Source organism: uncultured Marixanthomonas sp. (assembly GCF_963974425.1).
Lineage (GTDB): Bacteria > Bacteroidota > Bacteroidia > Flavobacteriales > Flavobacteriaceae > Marixanthomonas.
In genome coordinates this window covers 32,886-49,911 of sequence record NZ_CAXBCK010000011.1, presented here as the reverse complement: position 1 = coordinate 49,911, position 17,026 = coordinate 32,886, and the positions used below count along the sequence as shown (strand labels likewise).

Annotated in this window: 10 protein-coding genes and 1 pseudogene; 9 read left to right on the top strand and 2 right to left on the bottom strand. The window is 36.2% G+C overall.

The window, feature by feature from the left end; genetic code table 11:
* From AACZ92_RS04500 to AACZ92_RS04465, 8 genes and pseudogenes are all read left to right on the top strand, one after another.
* Positions 1–2,409: a 3-hydroxyacyl-CoA dehydrogenase NAD-binding domain-containing protein gene (locus tag AACZ92_RS04500; protein WP_339697575.1), complete on the top strand. Its 2,409-nt coding sequence runs from the start codon at positions 1–3 to the stop codon at positions 2,407–2,409.
* 57 nt (positions 2,410–2,466) lie between these two features.
* Complete coding sequence (locus tag AACZ92_RS04495; RefSeq protein ID WP_339697573.1) at positions 2,467–3,657, top strand: acetyl-CoA C-acyltransferase; 1,191 nt, start codon at positions 2,467–2,469, stop codon at positions 3,655–3,657.
* 77 nt (positions 3,658–3,734) lie between these two features.
* The gene (locus AACZ92_RS04490) at positions 3,735–5,540 is read left to right on the top strand and encodes an acyl-CoA dehydrogenase family protein (protein WP_339697571.1); all 1,806 of its coding nucleotides are present in this window, start codon (positions 3,735–3,737) and stop codon (positions 5,538–5,540) included.
* Positions 5,541–5,716: 176 nt separating this feature from the next.
* Positions 5,717–8,194, top strand: a complete 2,478-nt coding sequence (locus AACZ92_RS04485) for a hypothetical protein (protein WP_339697568.1) — start codon at positions 5,717–5,719, stop codon at positions 8,192–8,194.
* Between the two features lie 109 nt (positions 8,195–8,303).
* Entirely contained in the window at positions 8,304–9,170 is an 867-nt protein-coding gene (locus AACZ92_RS04480; protein WP_339697566.1) for a hypothetical protein, read from the top strand.
* Between the two features lie 69 nt (positions 9,171–9,239).
* Positions 9,240–10,503: pseudogene (locus tag AACZ92_RS04475) on the top strand (M28 family metallopeptidase).
* A gap of 10 nt (positions 10,504–10,513) precedes the next feature.
* Complete coding sequence (locus tag AACZ92_RS04470) at positions 10,514–12,139, top strand: M1 family metallopeptidase (RefSeq protein ID WP_339697564.1); 1,626 nt, start codon at positions 10,514–10,516, stop codon at positions 12,137–12,139.
* Positions 12,139–12,708: a YdeI/OmpD-associated family protein gene (locus AACZ92_RS04465; RefSeq protein ID WP_339697562.1), complete on the top strand. Its 570-nt coding sequence runs from the start codon at positions 12,139–12,141 to the stop codon at positions 12,706–12,708. The genes AACZ92_RS04470 and AACZ92_RS04465 overlap by 1 nt, the downstream gene beginning before the upstream one ends.
* 7 nt (positions 12,709–12,715) lie before the next feature.
* Here AACZ92_RS04465 and AACZ92_RS04460 read toward each other — a convergent pair whose 3' ends face one another.
* Positions 12,716–13,927, bottom strand: a complete 1,212-nt coding sequence (locus tag AACZ92_RS04460) for a TlpA disulfide reductase family protein (protein WP_339697560.1) — start codon at positions 13,925–13,927, stop codon at positions 12,716–12,718.
* 96 nt (positions 13,928–14,023) lie between these two features.
* On the opposite strand from AACZ92_RS04460, the gene pheT reads away from it, so the two are divergent.
* Complete coding sequence (pheT, locus tag AACZ92_RS04455; RefSeq protein WP_339697558.1) at positions 14,024–16,450, top strand: phenylalanine--tRNA ligase subunit beta; 2,427 nt, start codon at positions 14,024–14,026, stop codon at positions 16,448–16,450.
* 73 nt (positions 16,451–16,523) lie between these two features.
* Here the strand turns inward: pheT and AACZ92_RS04450 are convergent, their stop codons facing one another.
* The gene (locus AACZ92_RS04450) at positions 16,524–16,838 is read right to left on the bottom strand and encodes a hypothetical protein (RefSeq protein ID WP_339697556.1); all 315 of its coding nucleotides are present in this window, start codon (positions 16,836–16,838) and stop codon (positions 16,524–16,526) included.
* Positions 16,839–17,026: the final 188 nt, after the last annotated feature.

The following is a 17,026-nucleotide window of genomic DNA, read 5'->3' as shown; positions in this document are numbered from 1 at the left end:
ATGTCTAAGAGAAGAATAAATAAAGTAGCCGTAATAGGTTCCGGAATTATGGGAAGCGGGATTGCCTGTCACTTTGCCAATATTGGCGTGGAGGTATTACTGCTAGACATTGTTCCGCGTGAACTTACCGATAAAGAAAAGAAAAAAGGACTTACCCTTGAAGATAAACAAGTGCGCAATCGTTTGGTAAATCAATCGTTGCAGGATTCTATAAAATCGAAACCTGCTCCACTCTACCACAAAGATTTTGCAGACCGTATTTCTACAGGAAATATGGAAGATGATATTGCAAAAGTTTCTGAAGTAGATTGGATTATCGAAGTTGTTGTAGAACGACTAGATATAAAGCAACAAGTTTTCGAAAACCTTGAAAAACATAGAAAAGAAGGAACGCTAATTACTTCAAATACCTCAGGTATTCCTATCAATATGATGAGTGAAGGTAGAAGTGAAGATTTTCAGAAACATTTCTGCGGAACACACTTCTTTAACCCACCACGTTATTTAGAGCTTTTTGAAATCATCCCTGGGCCAAAAACTGATCAAGATGTGCTTGACTTCTTAAATGAGTACGGCGAAAAGTTTCTTGGTAAAACTTCTATCGTTGCCAAAGACACCCCTGCTTTTATAGGGAATCGAATTGGAATCTTCGGAATTCAAAGTTTATTTCATCAAGTAAAAGAAATGGGCTTAACCGTTGAAGAGGTTGATAAATTAACAGGTCCGGTAATCGGTCGGCCAAAATCTGCTACTTTCCGAACGGTAGATGTTGTTGGGCTTGACACCTTAGTTCACGTAGCAAACGGTATTCATAAAAATGTGCCAGAAGACGAAGAACATGACATTTTTGAACTGCCTAATTTCATCGATACTATGATGGAAAAAGAATGGTTAGGTAGCAAAAGCGGACAAGGGTTCTATAAAAAAATTAAAAAAGAAGACGGTAGCAGCGAAATCTTGACTTTAGATTTAGAATCTATGGAGTATCGCGACAAAGAACGCGCCTCATTCGACACCTTGAAAAAAACCAAAGACATCGATGTCGTTGCCGATCGATTTAAAGTATTGATAGATGGTGATGACAAAGCTGGTGAGTTTTACCGTAAAAACTTTGGTGCACTATTCGCCTACGTTTCTAAACGTATTCCTGAAATTACCGATGAGCTTTACAAAATTGATGATGCGATGAAAGCCGGATTTGGATGGGAACACGGACCTTTCGAAATTTGGGATGCCGTTGGTGTTAAGAAAGGAATCGAATTAATAAAAGAACTAGGAAAAGAGCCTGCAGCTTGGGTAAGCGAAATGCTTGAAACCGGAGTAGACAGTTTCTACGACGTTCGAGAAGGAAACACCTACTATTATGGTGTTCCTGAAAAAACACACGTTAAAATTCCTGGGCAGGATTCATACATTATTTTAGATAACATTCGCGAAAGCAAAGAGGTATTCAAAAACAGCGGAGTTGTAGTTGAAGATCTTGGCGATGGTATTTTAAATGTAGAATTCATAAGTAAAATGAACAGCGTTGGCGGCGATGTATTAGCCGGGATTAACAAAGCTATCGATATTGCCGAAAAAAGCTACGACGGATTGGTAATTGCCAACAACGGAAAAAATTTCTCTGTTGGTGCCAACGTAGGAATGATTTTTATGATGGCGGTAGAGCAAGAATATGATGAATTGAACGCTGCTGTTAAATACTTCCAAGACACGTGTATGCGTCTTCGTTATTCTTCAATTCCAACCGTAGTTGCCCCTCACGGGATGACATTAGGTGGTGGTTGCGAAATGACCTTACACGCCGACCGCGTAGTAGCATCTGCAGAGAGTTACATTGGTTTAGTTGAATTTGGCGTTGGAGTAATTCCTGGCGGTGGTGGTTCTAAAGAAATGACCGTTCGCGCTCAAGATTTATTTCAAAAAGGAGATGTAGAGCTTAATACACTAAGAGAGCATTTCTTAACCATCGGGATGGCAAAGGTATCTACTTCTGCTTACGAAGCTTTCGATACCAATATCCTGAAAGAAGGAAAAGATATTATAATCGTAAATAAAAACCGTCGTATTGCTGCTGCTAAAGAAGTAGCACGAATGATGGCAGATCAAGGGTATACAAAACCTATTGAAAGAACCGACATTAAAGTATTAGGTAAACAAGCATTAGGTGCATTCCTTGTTGGGACAGACCAAATGCAGGCCGGAAAATACATTAGTGAACACGATAAGAAAATTGCAAACAAGCTAGCTTGGGTAATGGCCGGTGGCGATTTAAGCGAACCACAACAAGTTAGCGAGCAGTACTTGTTAGACCTTGAAAGAGAAGCATTTTTAAGCCTTTGTGGAGAACGAAAAACTTTGGAAAGGTTGCAGCATATGATTCAGAAAAACAAACCACTGAGAAATTAGATTATTAAATATTAGAAAGTTAAAGCACTAAAGTTTAATAATTCAAAATAAAAAAATATGAAAACAGCATATATAGTAAAAGCATACAGAACAGCAGTAGGGAAAGCACCTAGAGGCTTGTTCCGTTTTAAAAGACCAGATGAACTGGCTGCAGAAACCATTCAATATATGATGAATGAACTTCCGCAACTTGATAAAAAACGCATAGACGATGTAATTGTCGGTAATGCGATGCCTGAAGCCGAACAAGGCCTTAACATGGGGCGTTTAATTTCCTTAATGGGACTTAAAATTGAAGATATCCCTGGTGTTACAGTAAATAGATACTGTGCTTCAGGTGTTGAAACGATTGCGATGGCTACCGCTAAAATTCAAAGTGGTATGGCCGATTGTATAATCGCCGGTGGTGCCGAAAGTATGAGTTACATTCCAATGGGTGGTTACAAACCAGTACCCGATTATAAATTAGCCAAGCAAGGGAATGAAGATTATTACTGGGGAATGGGACTAACAGCAGAAGCTGTTGCTAATGAATATAAAGTTTCTCGCGAAGATCAAGATGAATTTGCTTACAACAGCCATATGAAAGCTTTGAAAGCACAAGAAGAAAACCGTTTTCAAGACCAGATTGTTCCTATTGATGTGGATGAAACATTTGTAAACGATGCTGGTAAAAAAGAAACGAAAACTTATACTGTAAATAAAGACGAAGGACCTAGAAAAGGAACCAACATGGAAGCTTTGTCTAAACTTCGTCCTGTTTTTGCGGAAGGCGGAAGTGTAACAGCTGGTAACTCATCGCAAATGAGTGATGGTGCCGCTTTTACAATGGTAATGAGTGAAGAAATGGTGAAAGAATTAAATATAGAGCCTATCGCCCGTATGGTAAATTATGCCGCTGTAGGGGTTGAACCTCGTATTATGGGGATTGGACCAATTAAAGCAATTCCAAAAGCCTTAGACCAAGCAGGTATGAAGCTAGATCAAATCGGTTTAGTAGAATTGAATGAAGCATTCGCTTCTCAATCTCTTGCTGTAATTAGAAAGCTAGGTCTTAATAAAGATATAGTAAACGTAAATGGAGGAGCGATTGCACTAGGTCACCCACTTGGCTGTACTGGTAGTAAATTATCCGTTCAACTTTTCGATGAAATGAGAAAGCGTGATATGCAAGGTAAGTATGGTATGGTTACTATGTGCGTTGGTACTGGACAAGGTGCTGCCGGAATTTATGAGTTTTTAAATTAATTAAGTATTGAAATATGAGTATGAAGTAACGAGAAAGGATTCTCAATACTTAATACTAACTACTAAAATCTAAAAAAATGAGTACAACTGCTGAAAATAAAGAATTGCTTCGCGGCGGACAGTTTCTGGTAAAAGAAACAGCTGCTAACGATATTTTTACTCCGGAAGATTTTTCCGAAGAACAAAAAATGATGCGTGATTCGGTTAAAGAATTCGTAGATCGCGAAATCTGGCCGAAAAAAGAAGAATTTGAAAAGAAAAATTACGCATTAACAGAAGAAGTTATGCGTAAAGCTGGTGAAATGGGGTTATTGGGTGTAGCCGTTCCTGAAGAATATGACGGATTAGGAATGGGCTTCGTAACCACAATGTTGGTCTGCGATTACATTTCAGGAGCTACAGGCTCTGTAGCAACAGCTTTCGGTGCACATACAGGTATTGGTACAATGCCAATTACACTTTATGGTACGGAAGAACAAAAGAAAAAATACGTTCCTAAATTAGCTACTGGTGAATGGTTTGGCGCTTATTGCCTTACTGAACCAGGTGCAGGAAGTGATGCCAACAGTGGAAAAACAAAAGCTGTTCTTTCTGAAGATGGGAAAAACTACATCATCAACGGTCAAAAAATGTGGATCTCAAATGCGGGATTTGCAGATGTATTTATCGTTTTTGCTCGTATTGAAGACGACAAATATATTACAGGGTTTATAGTTGAAAATGATTCTGAAAACGGAATTACGTTTGGCGAAGAAGAGAAAAAATTAGGCATCCACTCCTCCTCTACTCGTCAAGTGTTTTTCAACGATACCAAAGTGCCAGTTGAGAACATGCTTTCAGAAAGAGGAAACGGATTTAAAATTGCGATGAATGCTTTAAATGTAGGTCGAATTAAGTTGGCTGCAGCTAGTTTAGATGCACAACGTCGCGTTATAGACCAAGCGGTTAAATATGCTAACGACAGGGTTCAGTTTAAAACTCCAATTGCTAAGTTTGGTGCTATTAAATCGAAATTAGCCGAAATGGCAACCTCTGCTTTTGCTGGTGAGAGTGCTAGCTACCGTGCTGGTAAAAACATTGAAGAACGTATCGCACTTCGTATGGAAGCTGGAAACAGCCACCAAGAAGCTGAATTAAAAAGTGTAGAAGAATACGCAATAGAATGCTCTATTTTAAAAGTAGCAGTTTCTGAAGACATTCAAAACTGTGCCGATGAAGGAATTCAGATTTTCGGTGGAATGGGCTTTAGCGCCGACACCCCAATGGAATCTGCTTGGCGTGATGCTCGTATTGCTCGTATTTACGAAGGTACAAACGAGATAAACCGAATGTTGGCTATTGGAATGCTTGTAAAAAAAGCAATGAAAGGTCACGTAGATTTATTAGGCCCTGCACAAGCTGTTGGTGAAGAATTGATGGGTATTCCATCATTTGATACACCTGATTATTCTAAAGTACTTTCAGAAGAAAAAGCAATGGTTGCCAAGTTGAAAAAAGTATTATTGATGGTTGCTGGTAGTGCTGTTAAAAAATACGGTCCTGAACTAGAAGAGCACCAACAATTATTATTGGCTTCAGCCGATATTTTAATTGAAATCTACATGGCAGAAAGTGCTATTCTACGTGCCGAAAAGAACCATAAACGTGATAATTCAGATGCTGATTATCAAGTAGCTATGGCGCAATTATATTTATATCATGCAGTGGAGATTGTGAATCAAAAAGCAAAAGAAGGAATCATATCCTTTGCTGAAGGTGACGAACAAAAAGCAATGCTAATGGGACTTAAACGTTGGACGAAGTATGATAACTTCCCTAATATTGTTCAATTACGAAACAAGATTGCTGAGAAAGTAACAGCGGAAAATACGTATCCGTTTTAAGTTAACAAATAATTAATACTACTTAAAGTATGACCTGCAAGATTAGGAAAATCTTGCAGGTTTTTTTATTAAAATCCTTCTGCAGTACTTTTATCATTTTCAAATTATCAACTGATTCAAAATCACATAAAAAGCATAATTTTACTATATTTATGAAAGATTAATATAATATTATTATGAAAAAGGCTTTAATACTGACAATATGCTTTTTATGCCTTGCATTTTCAGTAAGTGATTTATCCGGATTAAAATTTCTAATTCTAAATAGACTTAACGAATACGCTACTGAAAAATATCCTGAAAAAATTTACATTCAAACAGACAAACCCTATTATACAGCAGGAGAAGATATATGGTACAATACCTATCTCGTGAACGGTGTTACCCATACAGAAACCAATAAAAGCAATGTTATTTATGTAGAGCTAATAGATGATAATGACAATATAATTAGCGAGCGAAAGCTATTTACTGAATCAATTAGTGCAGAAGGCGATTTTAAGTTGCCTCTAGATTTAAAAGAAGGCACGTATCTTTTACGCGCTTATACCAATTACATGCGGAATCAACCAAAATATTTCTTCTTTAAAAAGGAAATTCCAGTTTTTGCTTTAAATGAAAATAGTCAAGATTCAAATAATAATAACGAGTCTGAAGAAACAAAAACTTCAATATTGCCCGAAATAGGATTTTATCCTGAGGGAGGCTATTTAGTTTCTGGAATGAGTAATAAAGTGGCGGTAAAAATAAAAGGCGCCAATTTATCGGCTAATCCAGTTGTGGGGATTATTGAAGATGCGCAAGGCAATCAAATCACAGACTTTAAAACCTTCGAGTTTGGTCTCGGCTCTTTTTATATAAACCCAGAGCCTGGTAAAGAGTATCGAGCGGTTATTAGTTCGGCTAACGAGGATATTGTATATCCTTTGCCTGTTCCGCTTGAAAAAGGATTCGTTATAAACACCTCTATAGATGAAAAAGAGGTGTTAATTAATATTTCGACCAATAAAGAAGAAGGGCTAAAAAACACCTTGGTTATTGGTCAACAAAGAGGATTAGCTGTTTTTGATTATACTCAATATCAAGACAAAAAATCCATGTTATTAAAAATACCAAAAGATGATTTAAAAGAAGGTATTCTAGACATTGTCCTATTCAATGGTTCTAAAAAACCAGTAGCAGAACGGTTGGCATATATTAAAAAAGAAGAAAATATTTCTATTTCAGTTGAAAAAACCAATGGAACATCTACAACCACAAGGGATAAGGTGAATTTAGAAATTGAGCTTAAAAATTCACAAGGAAGATTGATTCCTGGCACCTATTCTGTTTCTGTTACAGACGCTGAACTGATTAAACCAAATAACAATTCTGAAAATATTAAAACCTGGTTACTACTAAATTCAGATTTAAGAGGTAAGATAAAATCCCCCAACTACTTTTTTACTGCTGGAGATACCATTAAAAAAAATCAACTACTCGATTTAACAATGCTAACCCACGGTTGGCGACGTTTTACTTGGCAAGAGTTATTAGAGAAAAGTCCGTTTCAAGAATTTAAACCAGAGGAAGGGATTTATATTTCTGGTAAAACTATTGATTCAAAATCCCCTTTTCAGAATAAAATTAGTGAAACCAAATTAACCTTTAGAAAAGGTGGATTTTATCAAGAAACACAGAAAACCGATAAAAGTGGACACTTTTCCTATGGCCCTTTTGTCTTTAATGATACTATTGATGTTTATTTTAACGCCGGGGAAGCTATATCTTCAGAAAAACCAAATTTTGGTGATACTAATATTATTCTAAATCCTCCTAAGCAAAAACCCAGTATTATCCCCAATAGAGTTATCAATCCATTTAATCAAGAAGTCCTAAATATTGAAACATATAGAAAAAAAACACAAAAAAATATATTCAGAAATTTTAAGTATGATGGCGACAGGGAGTTATTGGATGAAGTAAAGCTTGAAGGAAAAGTAACCTCTGAAGAAGAAATTAAGGAAGCTGCAAGAAATAAAAGAACTCGATTTTTTGCACCATCGCATCGCGTGGTAGTAGATGAATTCGGTATGCATGGAGCAAATGACTTTATGGAATTAATAGCAAATATTCCAGGAGTTCGAATTGGTAGAAAACAAGGTTATTTAAATCAAACCTCACAAGATTTTGAAGTAAATCTTAGAGGATTAAAACCTGCTTTTTATTTAGACAATGTTAAGGTAGATTTACTTACTGCTCGTTCTGTCCCCCAAACAGATATAGATTTTATAGATGTACACAATACGGGTCAAGCATCTGGAGGATATGCCTTAGAAGCACAAGGCATCATAGCAATTTATACTAAAAGAGGTCAAAGAGATAAAGCGGATATTTCTGACAGAAAACCGGGTTCAGTCAACTTTAACGCTTCTGGTTTTTATAACGCTCGGGAGTTTTACGCACCCGATTACTCTTTAATAGATAGAAACAGGAGCAGAGAAGATAGACGTACAACACTTTTCTGGAAGCCAAATATAGTTACCAACGGTTACCGAAACGCTGAAGTTTCATTTTACACAAGTGATGAGAAGGGTAGGGTTCAAATAGAAATTCAAGGAATTACCGAGACTGGAATTCCCTTCTATAAAACTGATTTTCTAGAAGTTGAATAAATAGTTAATTTTTAAAATCTAAAAACAAATACGACGTTTTTTTATTTGTATCCTCAGCTTTTTATATTCTGGCCTAAAGTTTGTTATTTTTAAAGAAAATTATAATTGAATGAAAAAGTCTTTTGCCCTACTCCTATTGTTTATTGGTTATTTTGGTATCGCTCAGGAAAACACTGAAGTGTATATAATGAATATTAACGCTTCATACTCTGGATTAGAAGTTTATAACCTTCAGAATATTTCAGAAAATACGGGTTATGACAATCAACCGTTTTTTATAGACAATAATAACGTTGTGTTCGCTGGAAATAATGAAGGTCAGACCGATATTTCAGTCTATAACATTCCTTCAGAAGAAAAAAGTTTTTTCCACTCCCCTACAAAAGGTGGTGAATACTCACCCGTACAAATACCAAATTCTAAAAAAATAACGGCAGTTCGCTTAGATCCTGATGGAAAACAGCGCTTATATACTTATGATGGAAATTCGTCGAACGAAGAAACTATTCCTAATCTACAAATAGCATATTATGCTTTTAATAATGAGCAAACACTTCTCGCTTCGGTATTAGCTCAAAACGAATTAAATCTGATTCTTGCAAATTTACAAACTCAAAAAGTAGACACCTTAAAATATAATGCAGGCCGTTCCCTACATAAAGTCCCTAACACAAAAAGAACGATGAGTTATACTTTTTTAAATGAAGACGATAATTATGACATCTATCAATTAAATACAGAAACTTTAGAGAGCTATTTTGTTGCAGAATTACCTATCGGGATTCAGGACCATATTTGGCTTAGTGAATCTAAACTATTGATTGGTAGCGGAAATAAATTGTTTCTGTACGATCTTTTCGGAAATGGAGAATGGCAAGAAGTAGCAAACCTTTCAGAATATAATATCACCAATATTACACGATTGGCGGTAAGTCCGGATGGTAAAAAATTGGCATTGGTTGCCGTTCCAAAATAGTTTTTTAAATAGGTTTCCCTTCTTGTTGCACGCTTAAGTTTTCTGTATTTTTAAAGAAATTTTCCTTTTATGAAAAATACACTTCTCTTTTTTAGCCTACTTATAGCCTATTGTTCTTTTTCACAAACCGATTCCCGCATATACGATATTATAAATTCCGTTTCTGCTGAGCGAATTGAAGCAGACATTACAACTCTTGCTAATTTTGGAACCCGCCATACATTGAGCGACACTGTTTCAGATACCCGTGGAATTGGGGCTGCGAGGCGATGGATAAAATCTAGTTTTGATAAAATATCACAAGATTGTAATAATTGTCTTGATGTTTTCTATCAAAAAAACTTTGTAGAAAAAGGAGATAACGAACGTATAACAAAGGATGTTTGGATAAATAATGTTGCTGCCATACAAAAGGGCACAAAATACCCCAATCGATACATTATTATGAGTGGTGATATCGATAGTCGCATTAGTGACTCTAATAATTTTACAGACGACTCTCCTGGTGCGAATGATAACGCTAGTGGAATGGCTGGAGCTATGGAAGCTGCACGAGTACGGCGGAAAAGGATTTGCTGAATACGCCAAGAAACAAGGTTGGGAAATTATAGGAGTTTTTAATAATGATATGATTGGGAACATTGAAGGTGTTAACGGGGTAATAAGTAATCGGGATTTCAGAATATTCTCTGAACCCGTTCCTCCCAATGAAACAGAAAAAGAAAGACGTGCCCGACGTTTTTACGGAGGCGAAGTAGATGGTATATCCCGCCAATTGGCGCGTTATGTTTATAAAACTACAAAAACTTATATGCCAGAAATGAACCCGATGATGATTTATAGATTAGATCGTTTTGGGAGAGGTGGACATCATCGACCATTTAACGACGTAGGCTTTGCTGGAATACGTATCATGGAAGCCCACGAAAATTACACACAGCAACACCAAGATATTAGAACTGAAAAAGGAATTGAATACGGTGATAAATTAAAGTTTGTTAATTTTGACTATGCAGCAAAATTGACCGCTGTAAACGCTATAAATATGGCTAGTTTAGCGTGGGCACCGCCAGCTCCACAAAATGTAGGCATTGGTGGTATTGTAGAACCATCAGCTAAATTAAAATGGGATAAGGTAAATGGTGCCGTTGGTTATAAAATTTATTGGCGTGACACAACCTCACCAACCTGGGACCATAGCCGCTTTGTTGGTGATATTTCAGAATTTACGTTGGATGGCATTGTAATAGATAATTACTTTTTTGGCGTAGCTGCTGTTGATAAAGATGGTTTTGAAAGTGTTGTTGTTTTTCCTAGTTCAGTTTTTAGATAATAAATTATATATGATAAAAAATATTCACCCTTTCGTTTTCCTTTTTATAGGAATCACCTCTTTTGCACAAGAATTCACTCACCAAGATACCCTACGAGGTAGCGTCACCCCAGAAAGAGCCTGGTGGGATTTGCAGCATTACGAGCTAAACGTGGAAGTATTTCCTTCAGAAAAAAGTATAAAAGGCACCAACACGGTTACGTATACGGTTTTGGAAAACAACGACATGATGCAAATTGACTTACAACCCCCGATGAGTTTGGACAAAGCCGTACAAAGCAGAAAAGAGTTAAAAATCACTTCGAATGGAAATGCGCATTACATTCATCTTCAAAAAAACCAGAAAAAAGGAAAAGACTATAAAGTAACTCTTTACTTTTCTGGAAAACCTGTAGAAGCTAAAAATGCACCTTGGGATGGTGGTTTTTCTTGGACAGAAGATGAAAACGGCAATCCGTTTATCGCTACTTCAAACCAAGGTATTGGAGCCAGTATTTGGTGGCCTAACAAAGACCACCCGTATGATGAACCCGACACTGGGGTCGATATAGCAATTACTGCTCCTTCAAATTTAGTAGCCGTTGGCAACGGACGCTTGAAAAAAACAAAAGAGAATGATAGTACCAAAACTTGGCATTGGAAAGTGGTAAACCCTATAAATAATTACGGGGTAAACATCAACATTGGTGATTACGTAAATTTTTCAGAAGAATATGAAGGTGAAAAAGGCATGCTCGATATGGATTATTGGGTGCTGAGTTACAATCTTGAAAAAGCCAAAGAGCAATTTAAACAAGCACCTAAAATGATGAAAGCTTTTGAACATTGGTTTGGTCCTTATCCTTTTTATGAAGATAGCTTTAAACTCGTTGAAACCCCCTATTTGGGAATGGAACACCAGAGCAGCGTTACCTACGGAAACAACTATAAAAATGGTTATTTAGGTCGTGATTTAAGTGGTTCTGGCTGGGGGCTTAAGTTCGATTTTATCATTATTCACGAAGCAGGCCATGAGTGGTTTGCCAATAATATTACAAATAAAGATGTAGCCGATATGTGGATTCACGAAGGGTTTACCAATTATTCGGAAAGTCTATATGTAGATTATTACTTCGGAAAAGAAGCCGCTTCAGAATATGTGATTGGGCTTCGCAAGAGCATCAAAAACGATCGACCAATTATTGGTACCTACAATGTACAGAAGGAAGGAAGTAGCGATATGTATAACAAAGGTGGGAACATTTTACATACCCTTCGGCAATTGATTGAAAACGATGAAAGGTGGCGGACCATTTTACGTGGTTTAAATAAAGATTTTTATCACCAGACTGTTACTTCGAAGCAAGTTGAAACTTATATTAGCGAAAAAACAGGTATAGATCTATCTGAGTTTTGGGAACAATACTTACGCACTACAAAAATTCCAAAAGTAGAATATAAAATTAATGGCAGTGAGCTTTCTTTTCGGTACACCAATATTGTAAAAGGATTTGATATGCCCGTTATTGCAATTATCAACGGAAAAGAAAAGTGGATTTATCCCACAAATAGATGGCACAAAAAACAATTTACTGAGCCAATTAAATCTGCAGCTATTAAAAAAGACTTTTATGTAGAAAGCGAAAAAATGAATTAATGTCTAAAAAACCTGAACTGTATTTCCCTAGGGATGTAGAATGGCGTGAATGGTTGAAAGAAAACCACCAAAATCATTCGCAAGGAGTTTATTTAATTTTTCACAAAGTTGATGCGGACATCCCTTCTATGCGATGGGAAGAAGCGGTAAAAGTTGCGCTGTGTTACGGATGGATTGATAGCACGGTGAAAAGCTTGGGGAATGGAAAAAGACGACAATATTTTTGTCCGCGTAATCCAAAAAGTACGTGGAGTGCCCTTAATAAAAAGTATATTTCAGAATTAGAAAACGAAGGTTTGATTCATCAAAGCGGATGGGATTCTATTAAAATTGCTAAAGAAAATGGCAAATGGACTGAAATGGACGACGTTGAAAACTTACTTGTTCCAGAAGATTTACAAAGGTCATTTAATAAAAACCCAAATGCCTTTGAAAATTATCAAAACTTTGCTCCCAGCTATCGCAAAAGCTATTTAAGTTGGTTACATAGTGCTAAACGGGATACTACTAGAGAAAAACGCATAAAAGAGATTATTACCCTTTGTAAAAATAACTTGAAATCACGATAATAAGCTATTATTCGTTTGCTAACATTTCAGTAAAACTTTCAAATTCAGTTTTAAACTCCTTATATCTTTCACCCGAAGCAGGACCCGTAAACCCAGTATGTATTTTACGAACAGCTCCCTTTTTATCGATAAAAATAGTTGTTGGGTAAGAAATCACATGATTTAACATTGGTAATTTATCATTCGCCTGTTGTTTGCTACTGCTTCCATATTGAGCCAACAGAATTGGATATTCTACGCCCACAGCTTTTTTAAACTTAGTGATTGCCTGTATCGCTTTTTCTTTAGTAGGTGCATATTCAAAAGCCAATGAAACAACTTTTACATTATCAGGTTTGTTTTTATAGTAATCTGAAAGGTATTTGGTCTCATCTAAACAATTAGGACACCAAGTTCCCATTAATTGAACCACCACCACTTTATCTCGAAATTGTTTATCTTTTAAAGAAATAGTATCCCCTTTTATAGTTGGAAAAGCAAATTTCAATGAATCGTACCCCTTTTTTAAAAAGGTTAAAGAATCGGCTTCAGGCAATTTATAGTTGTTATTCCTTTTGGCAGTAAAAGGCTCTTTCCAGTGGTTTCCGCTATAAAACATTCCTTTTAGTACGCTATCGCTTTTGACAACTTTAGCTTCAAATAAAAATGCATGCGCTCCATCAAATGTAGAAAGTTTAATAGAATCGTTTTCCACAACCCCATCTAAATACCTATAATCACCAGTTGTAGTTAAAAAAGTGCCGGTAAGCCGATTTCCTCTTTGATCAAAAACCCCTTTGGCTACATACCGATCTTTGGGCGAGTTGGGACTAAAAACGGTTTCCCAATTTCCCGTCACTATTGTATTTGGAGCTGCATTCACATCAAACCTAGCTTTTCTTCCACTACTCATCACAATGGGAACGGTTCTATCTAAGCTGGGTTTTATAAAACTTCCTTTAATGCTGTCTTTTGTATAAGTTCCCTTTATCATCCCTTCAAAAACAGGATGCGAGATAATAATAGAATCTCCCTTAAAAACTACATCATCAACATTTATTCGTTCTTCAGCATTAATTATTACAAAACTGCTGTCCTTTTCAAACTCCAATAGAAAAGGGATTTTTTTTTCATTGTCTAATTGTAATACAGCACGCCATGGACCAGTTTTCAAAGGCTGTTTATCCTCTGAACAGGAAACTAAAAACAATACGATTATTATATACCCTAGATATTTCATCAGAAAAAATTTAAAATCTTTATACCGAAAGTATCAAAATTACTTACAAAAAACGAGGTAAATGCTATCTTTGCAATTCGTTTAGAATTATTTGTAATGAAGATATCGTACAATTGGCTTAAACAATTTATTAATCTGGACTGGAGTCCTGAAAAAACAGGTGAACTCCTTACCAATTTAGGGCTCGAAGTAGAAGGGATTGAAAAATTCACTTCTGTTCCCGGAGGTTTGGAAGGAATTGTGGTAGGGCACGTTACTGAATGTATTGAGCACCCTAATGCAGACCGATTGAAGTTAACAAAAGTTGACTTAGGAAATGGCGAACCCGTACAAATTGTATGTGGCGCTCCTAACGTAGCTACAGGACAAAAAGTTCCTGTTGCAACGGTAGGTACTACGCTTTATGATGCTAAAGGAGAACCTTGGCAAATAAAAAAAGGAAAAATACGGGGCGAAGTAAGTATGGGGATGATCTGTGCTGAAGATGAATTAGGTTTAGGTCAAAGTCATGATGGTATTATGGTTTTGGACAACGAACTCGCACCCGGAAAACCTGCCAGCGAATTATTTAATATAGAAAACGATATAGTTTTTGAAATAGGCCTAACTCCTAACCGTGCCGATGCTATGAGCCATTGGGGCGTAGCAAGAGATTTACGCGCAGGGTTATTGCAAGAAAATATTTCATTAGAACTGATAACTCCATCCACAAGTAGCTTTCATGTTGATAACCGCACCTTAAAAATTGATGTGGATGTAGAAGATATGGACAAAGCCCCGCGATATTGCGGAGTTACTATAAGTGGTTTAACAGTTGAGCAATCCCCTACTTGGCTACAAAACCGATTACAGGCCATCGGGATTACCCCTATTAATAATATTGTAGATATTACTAATTATGTGTGCCATGACCTTGGTCAACCTCTGCATGCATTCGATGCAGCAAAAATAAAAGGTAGCGAAGTAACGGTAAAAACATTAGCTGCAGGAACTACTTTTACAACCTTAGATGAAGTAGAACGTGAGTTACATGAGGATGATTTAATGATTTGTGACGCTGAAGGCCCTATGTGTATTGCTGGAGTTTTTGGCGGCATTAATAGCGGTGTTAGTGAAACAACTACGAGCATCTTTCTAGAAAGTGCTTATTTTGATCCAATAAGTGTTAGGAAAACCGCTAAAAGACACGGTTTAAACACAGACGCTTCTTTCCGTTTTGAAAGAGGAATTGATCCAAACACCTGTAAATATGCTATGCTACGGGCTGTACTTTTAATCCAAGAAATTGCAGGTGGTGAAATTACTAGTGAGATTGTAGATATTTATCCTAAAAAAATTGAAGATCACCAAGTATACCTCAATTTTGATAATGCCGCTAAGTTAATTGGTGAAGAAATTTCTCCAGAAACTATCAAGGACATTCTCAACTCGCTCGATATGAAAATAAACAGCGTAACCGAAAGTGGAATTGGTATGCTCATCCCAGCCTACCGAAACGATGTTACCCGTGAAGTAGATGTAATAGAAGAAATTTTGCGTGTCTATGGCTACAACAACATTAATTTTACCGAAAAGCTGAACGCTTCAATCGCAATTACACAACCCGTTGAAGATTATAAAGTACAAAATAAAGTTGGCGACCAACTTACTGCTTTAGGCTTTCATGAAATGATGGCCAATTCGCTTACCAATCCTGATTTTATAGAGTATTCTGAAGCTTTAAAACCAGAGCACAACGTTACCATGTTAAACCCATTGAGTAACGATCTTTCGGTGTTGCGGCAATCCATGTTATTTGGCAACCTAGAAGCACTAGCCTATAATAGTAATCGGCGGATGCCAAATGTAAAACTATTTGAGTTCGGGAAAACATATCATAACTTTTCTGAAGATAGAATAGAAAATAAACATTTATCTATATTAATCTCTGGGGAGAAAACCGAAGATAATTGGGCAAGCCCTTCAAAGCAGACTACTTTTTTCTACGGAAAAGGGATTATTCTTTCAATTTTGGAACGAATAGGCATCAACAATATAACCGAAAAAGATACTAAAAACGATATCTTTACTGAAGCAATTTCTATTTCAGCAAACAAAAAAACACTTGTTGAATTCGGAATTTTAAAGAAGCATCTTACCAAAAAGTTTGATGTGGAAGCTGAAGTATTTTACGCAGATTTTAATTGGGATGAAGTATTAAATGCTATTTCTAGAAAAGAATTTCACGTTAAACCCATTCCAAAATATCCACAGGTAAAACGAGATTTTGCGTTATTGTTAGACGAAAACATCACCTTTAAAGCATTAAAAGACGCCGCCAAACAAACGGAAAAGAAGTTATTGGTAGCTATGAACCTTTTTGATGTATACACAGGTAAAAACCTTCCAGAGGGTAAAAAATCGTATGCAGTGAGCTTTACGTTGCAAGACGATAAAAAAACGTTAACCGACAAGCAGATAGATAAGATAATGAAAAAACTACAACAACGTTTTGAAAAAGACTTTGGTGCTACCTTGCGTTAATTTATAGACAACTATTTAAAAAAAACAGCGGCATAACACCGCTGTTTTTTTTTATAATGAAATGCATTATTGATTACTTACCATCATCATCTTTCATCAATCCGTCGTCGTCCAATTCTTGCAATTCTTCTATTTCATCCTTCTTCATTTTTTCATCTTTCATCATCTTATCTTTCTTCATCTGCTTTTTTTTCATCATTTTCTCTTCTTTCATCTCCTTTTTTTTCATCATCTTCTCTTCTTTTGTCATTTTGTCCTGCTTTTTGTCCATCATTTCCTCTTTCTTCATATCCTCTTTTTCGGTTTTGTCTTGAGCAAATGAAGTAGCTGTTCCTGCCAATAATGCGGTACAAAATAGTGCGGTAGTAATAATTCTTGAAGTTTTCATAATTGTACTTGTTAAGTTTGTTATTAACTATTTTTTAATTAAAACTAAAATATATATTCAATTTTTAGGTTAAATATCTGTCTTTTTAACAAAGATACGTCGTTTATTTTATAGCATCATTATATTTTTTTTATAAAAACTAAAAAAGCGGCTTTTAAAAGCCGCTTTTAAGAATATTAACTTAACCT

Excerpts from the sequence above, each read along its gene's own strand:
- AACZ92_RS04500 (WP_339697575.1), top strand. The coding sequence starts at position 1 with ATGTCTAAGAGAAGAATAAATAAAGTAGCCGTAATAGGTTCCGGAATT.
- AACZ92_RS04495 (WP_339697573.1), top strand. The coding sequence starts at position 2,467 with ATGAAAACAGCATATATAGTAAAAGCATACAGAACAGCAGTAGGGAAA.
- AACZ92_RS04490 (WP_339697571.1), top strand. The coding sequence starts at position 3,735 with ATGAGTACAACTGCTGAAAATAAAGAATTGCTTCGCGGCGGACAGTTT.
- AACZ92_RS04485 (WP_339697568.1), top strand. The coding sequence starts at position 5,717 with ATGAAAAAGGCTTTAATACTGACAATATGCTTTTTATGCCTTGCATTT.
- AACZ92_RS04480 (WP_339697566.1), top strand. The coding sequence starts at position 8,304 with ATGAAAAAGTCTTTTGCCCTACTCCTATTGTTTATTGGTTATTTTGGT.
- AACZ92_RS04470 (WP_339697564.1), top strand. The coding sequence starts at position 10,514 with ATGATAAAAAATATTCACCCTTTCGTTTTCCTTTTTATAGGAATCACC.
- AACZ92_RS04465 (WP_339697562.1), top strand. The coding sequence starts at position 12,139 with ATGTCTAAAAAACCTGAACTGTATTTCCCTAGGGATGTAGAATGGCGT.
- AACZ92_RS04460 (WP_339697560.1), bottom strand. The coding sequence starts at position 13,927 with ATGAAATATCTAGGGTATATAATAATCGTATTGTTTTTAGTTTCCTGT.
- pheT (WP_339697558.1), top strand. The coding sequence starts at position 14,024 with ATGAAGATATCGTACAATTGGCTTAAACAATTTATTAATCTGGACTGG.
- AACZ92_RS04450 (WP_339697556.1), bottom strand. The coding sequence starts at position 16,838 with ATGAAAACTTCAAGAATTATTACTACCGCACTATTTTGTACCGCATTA.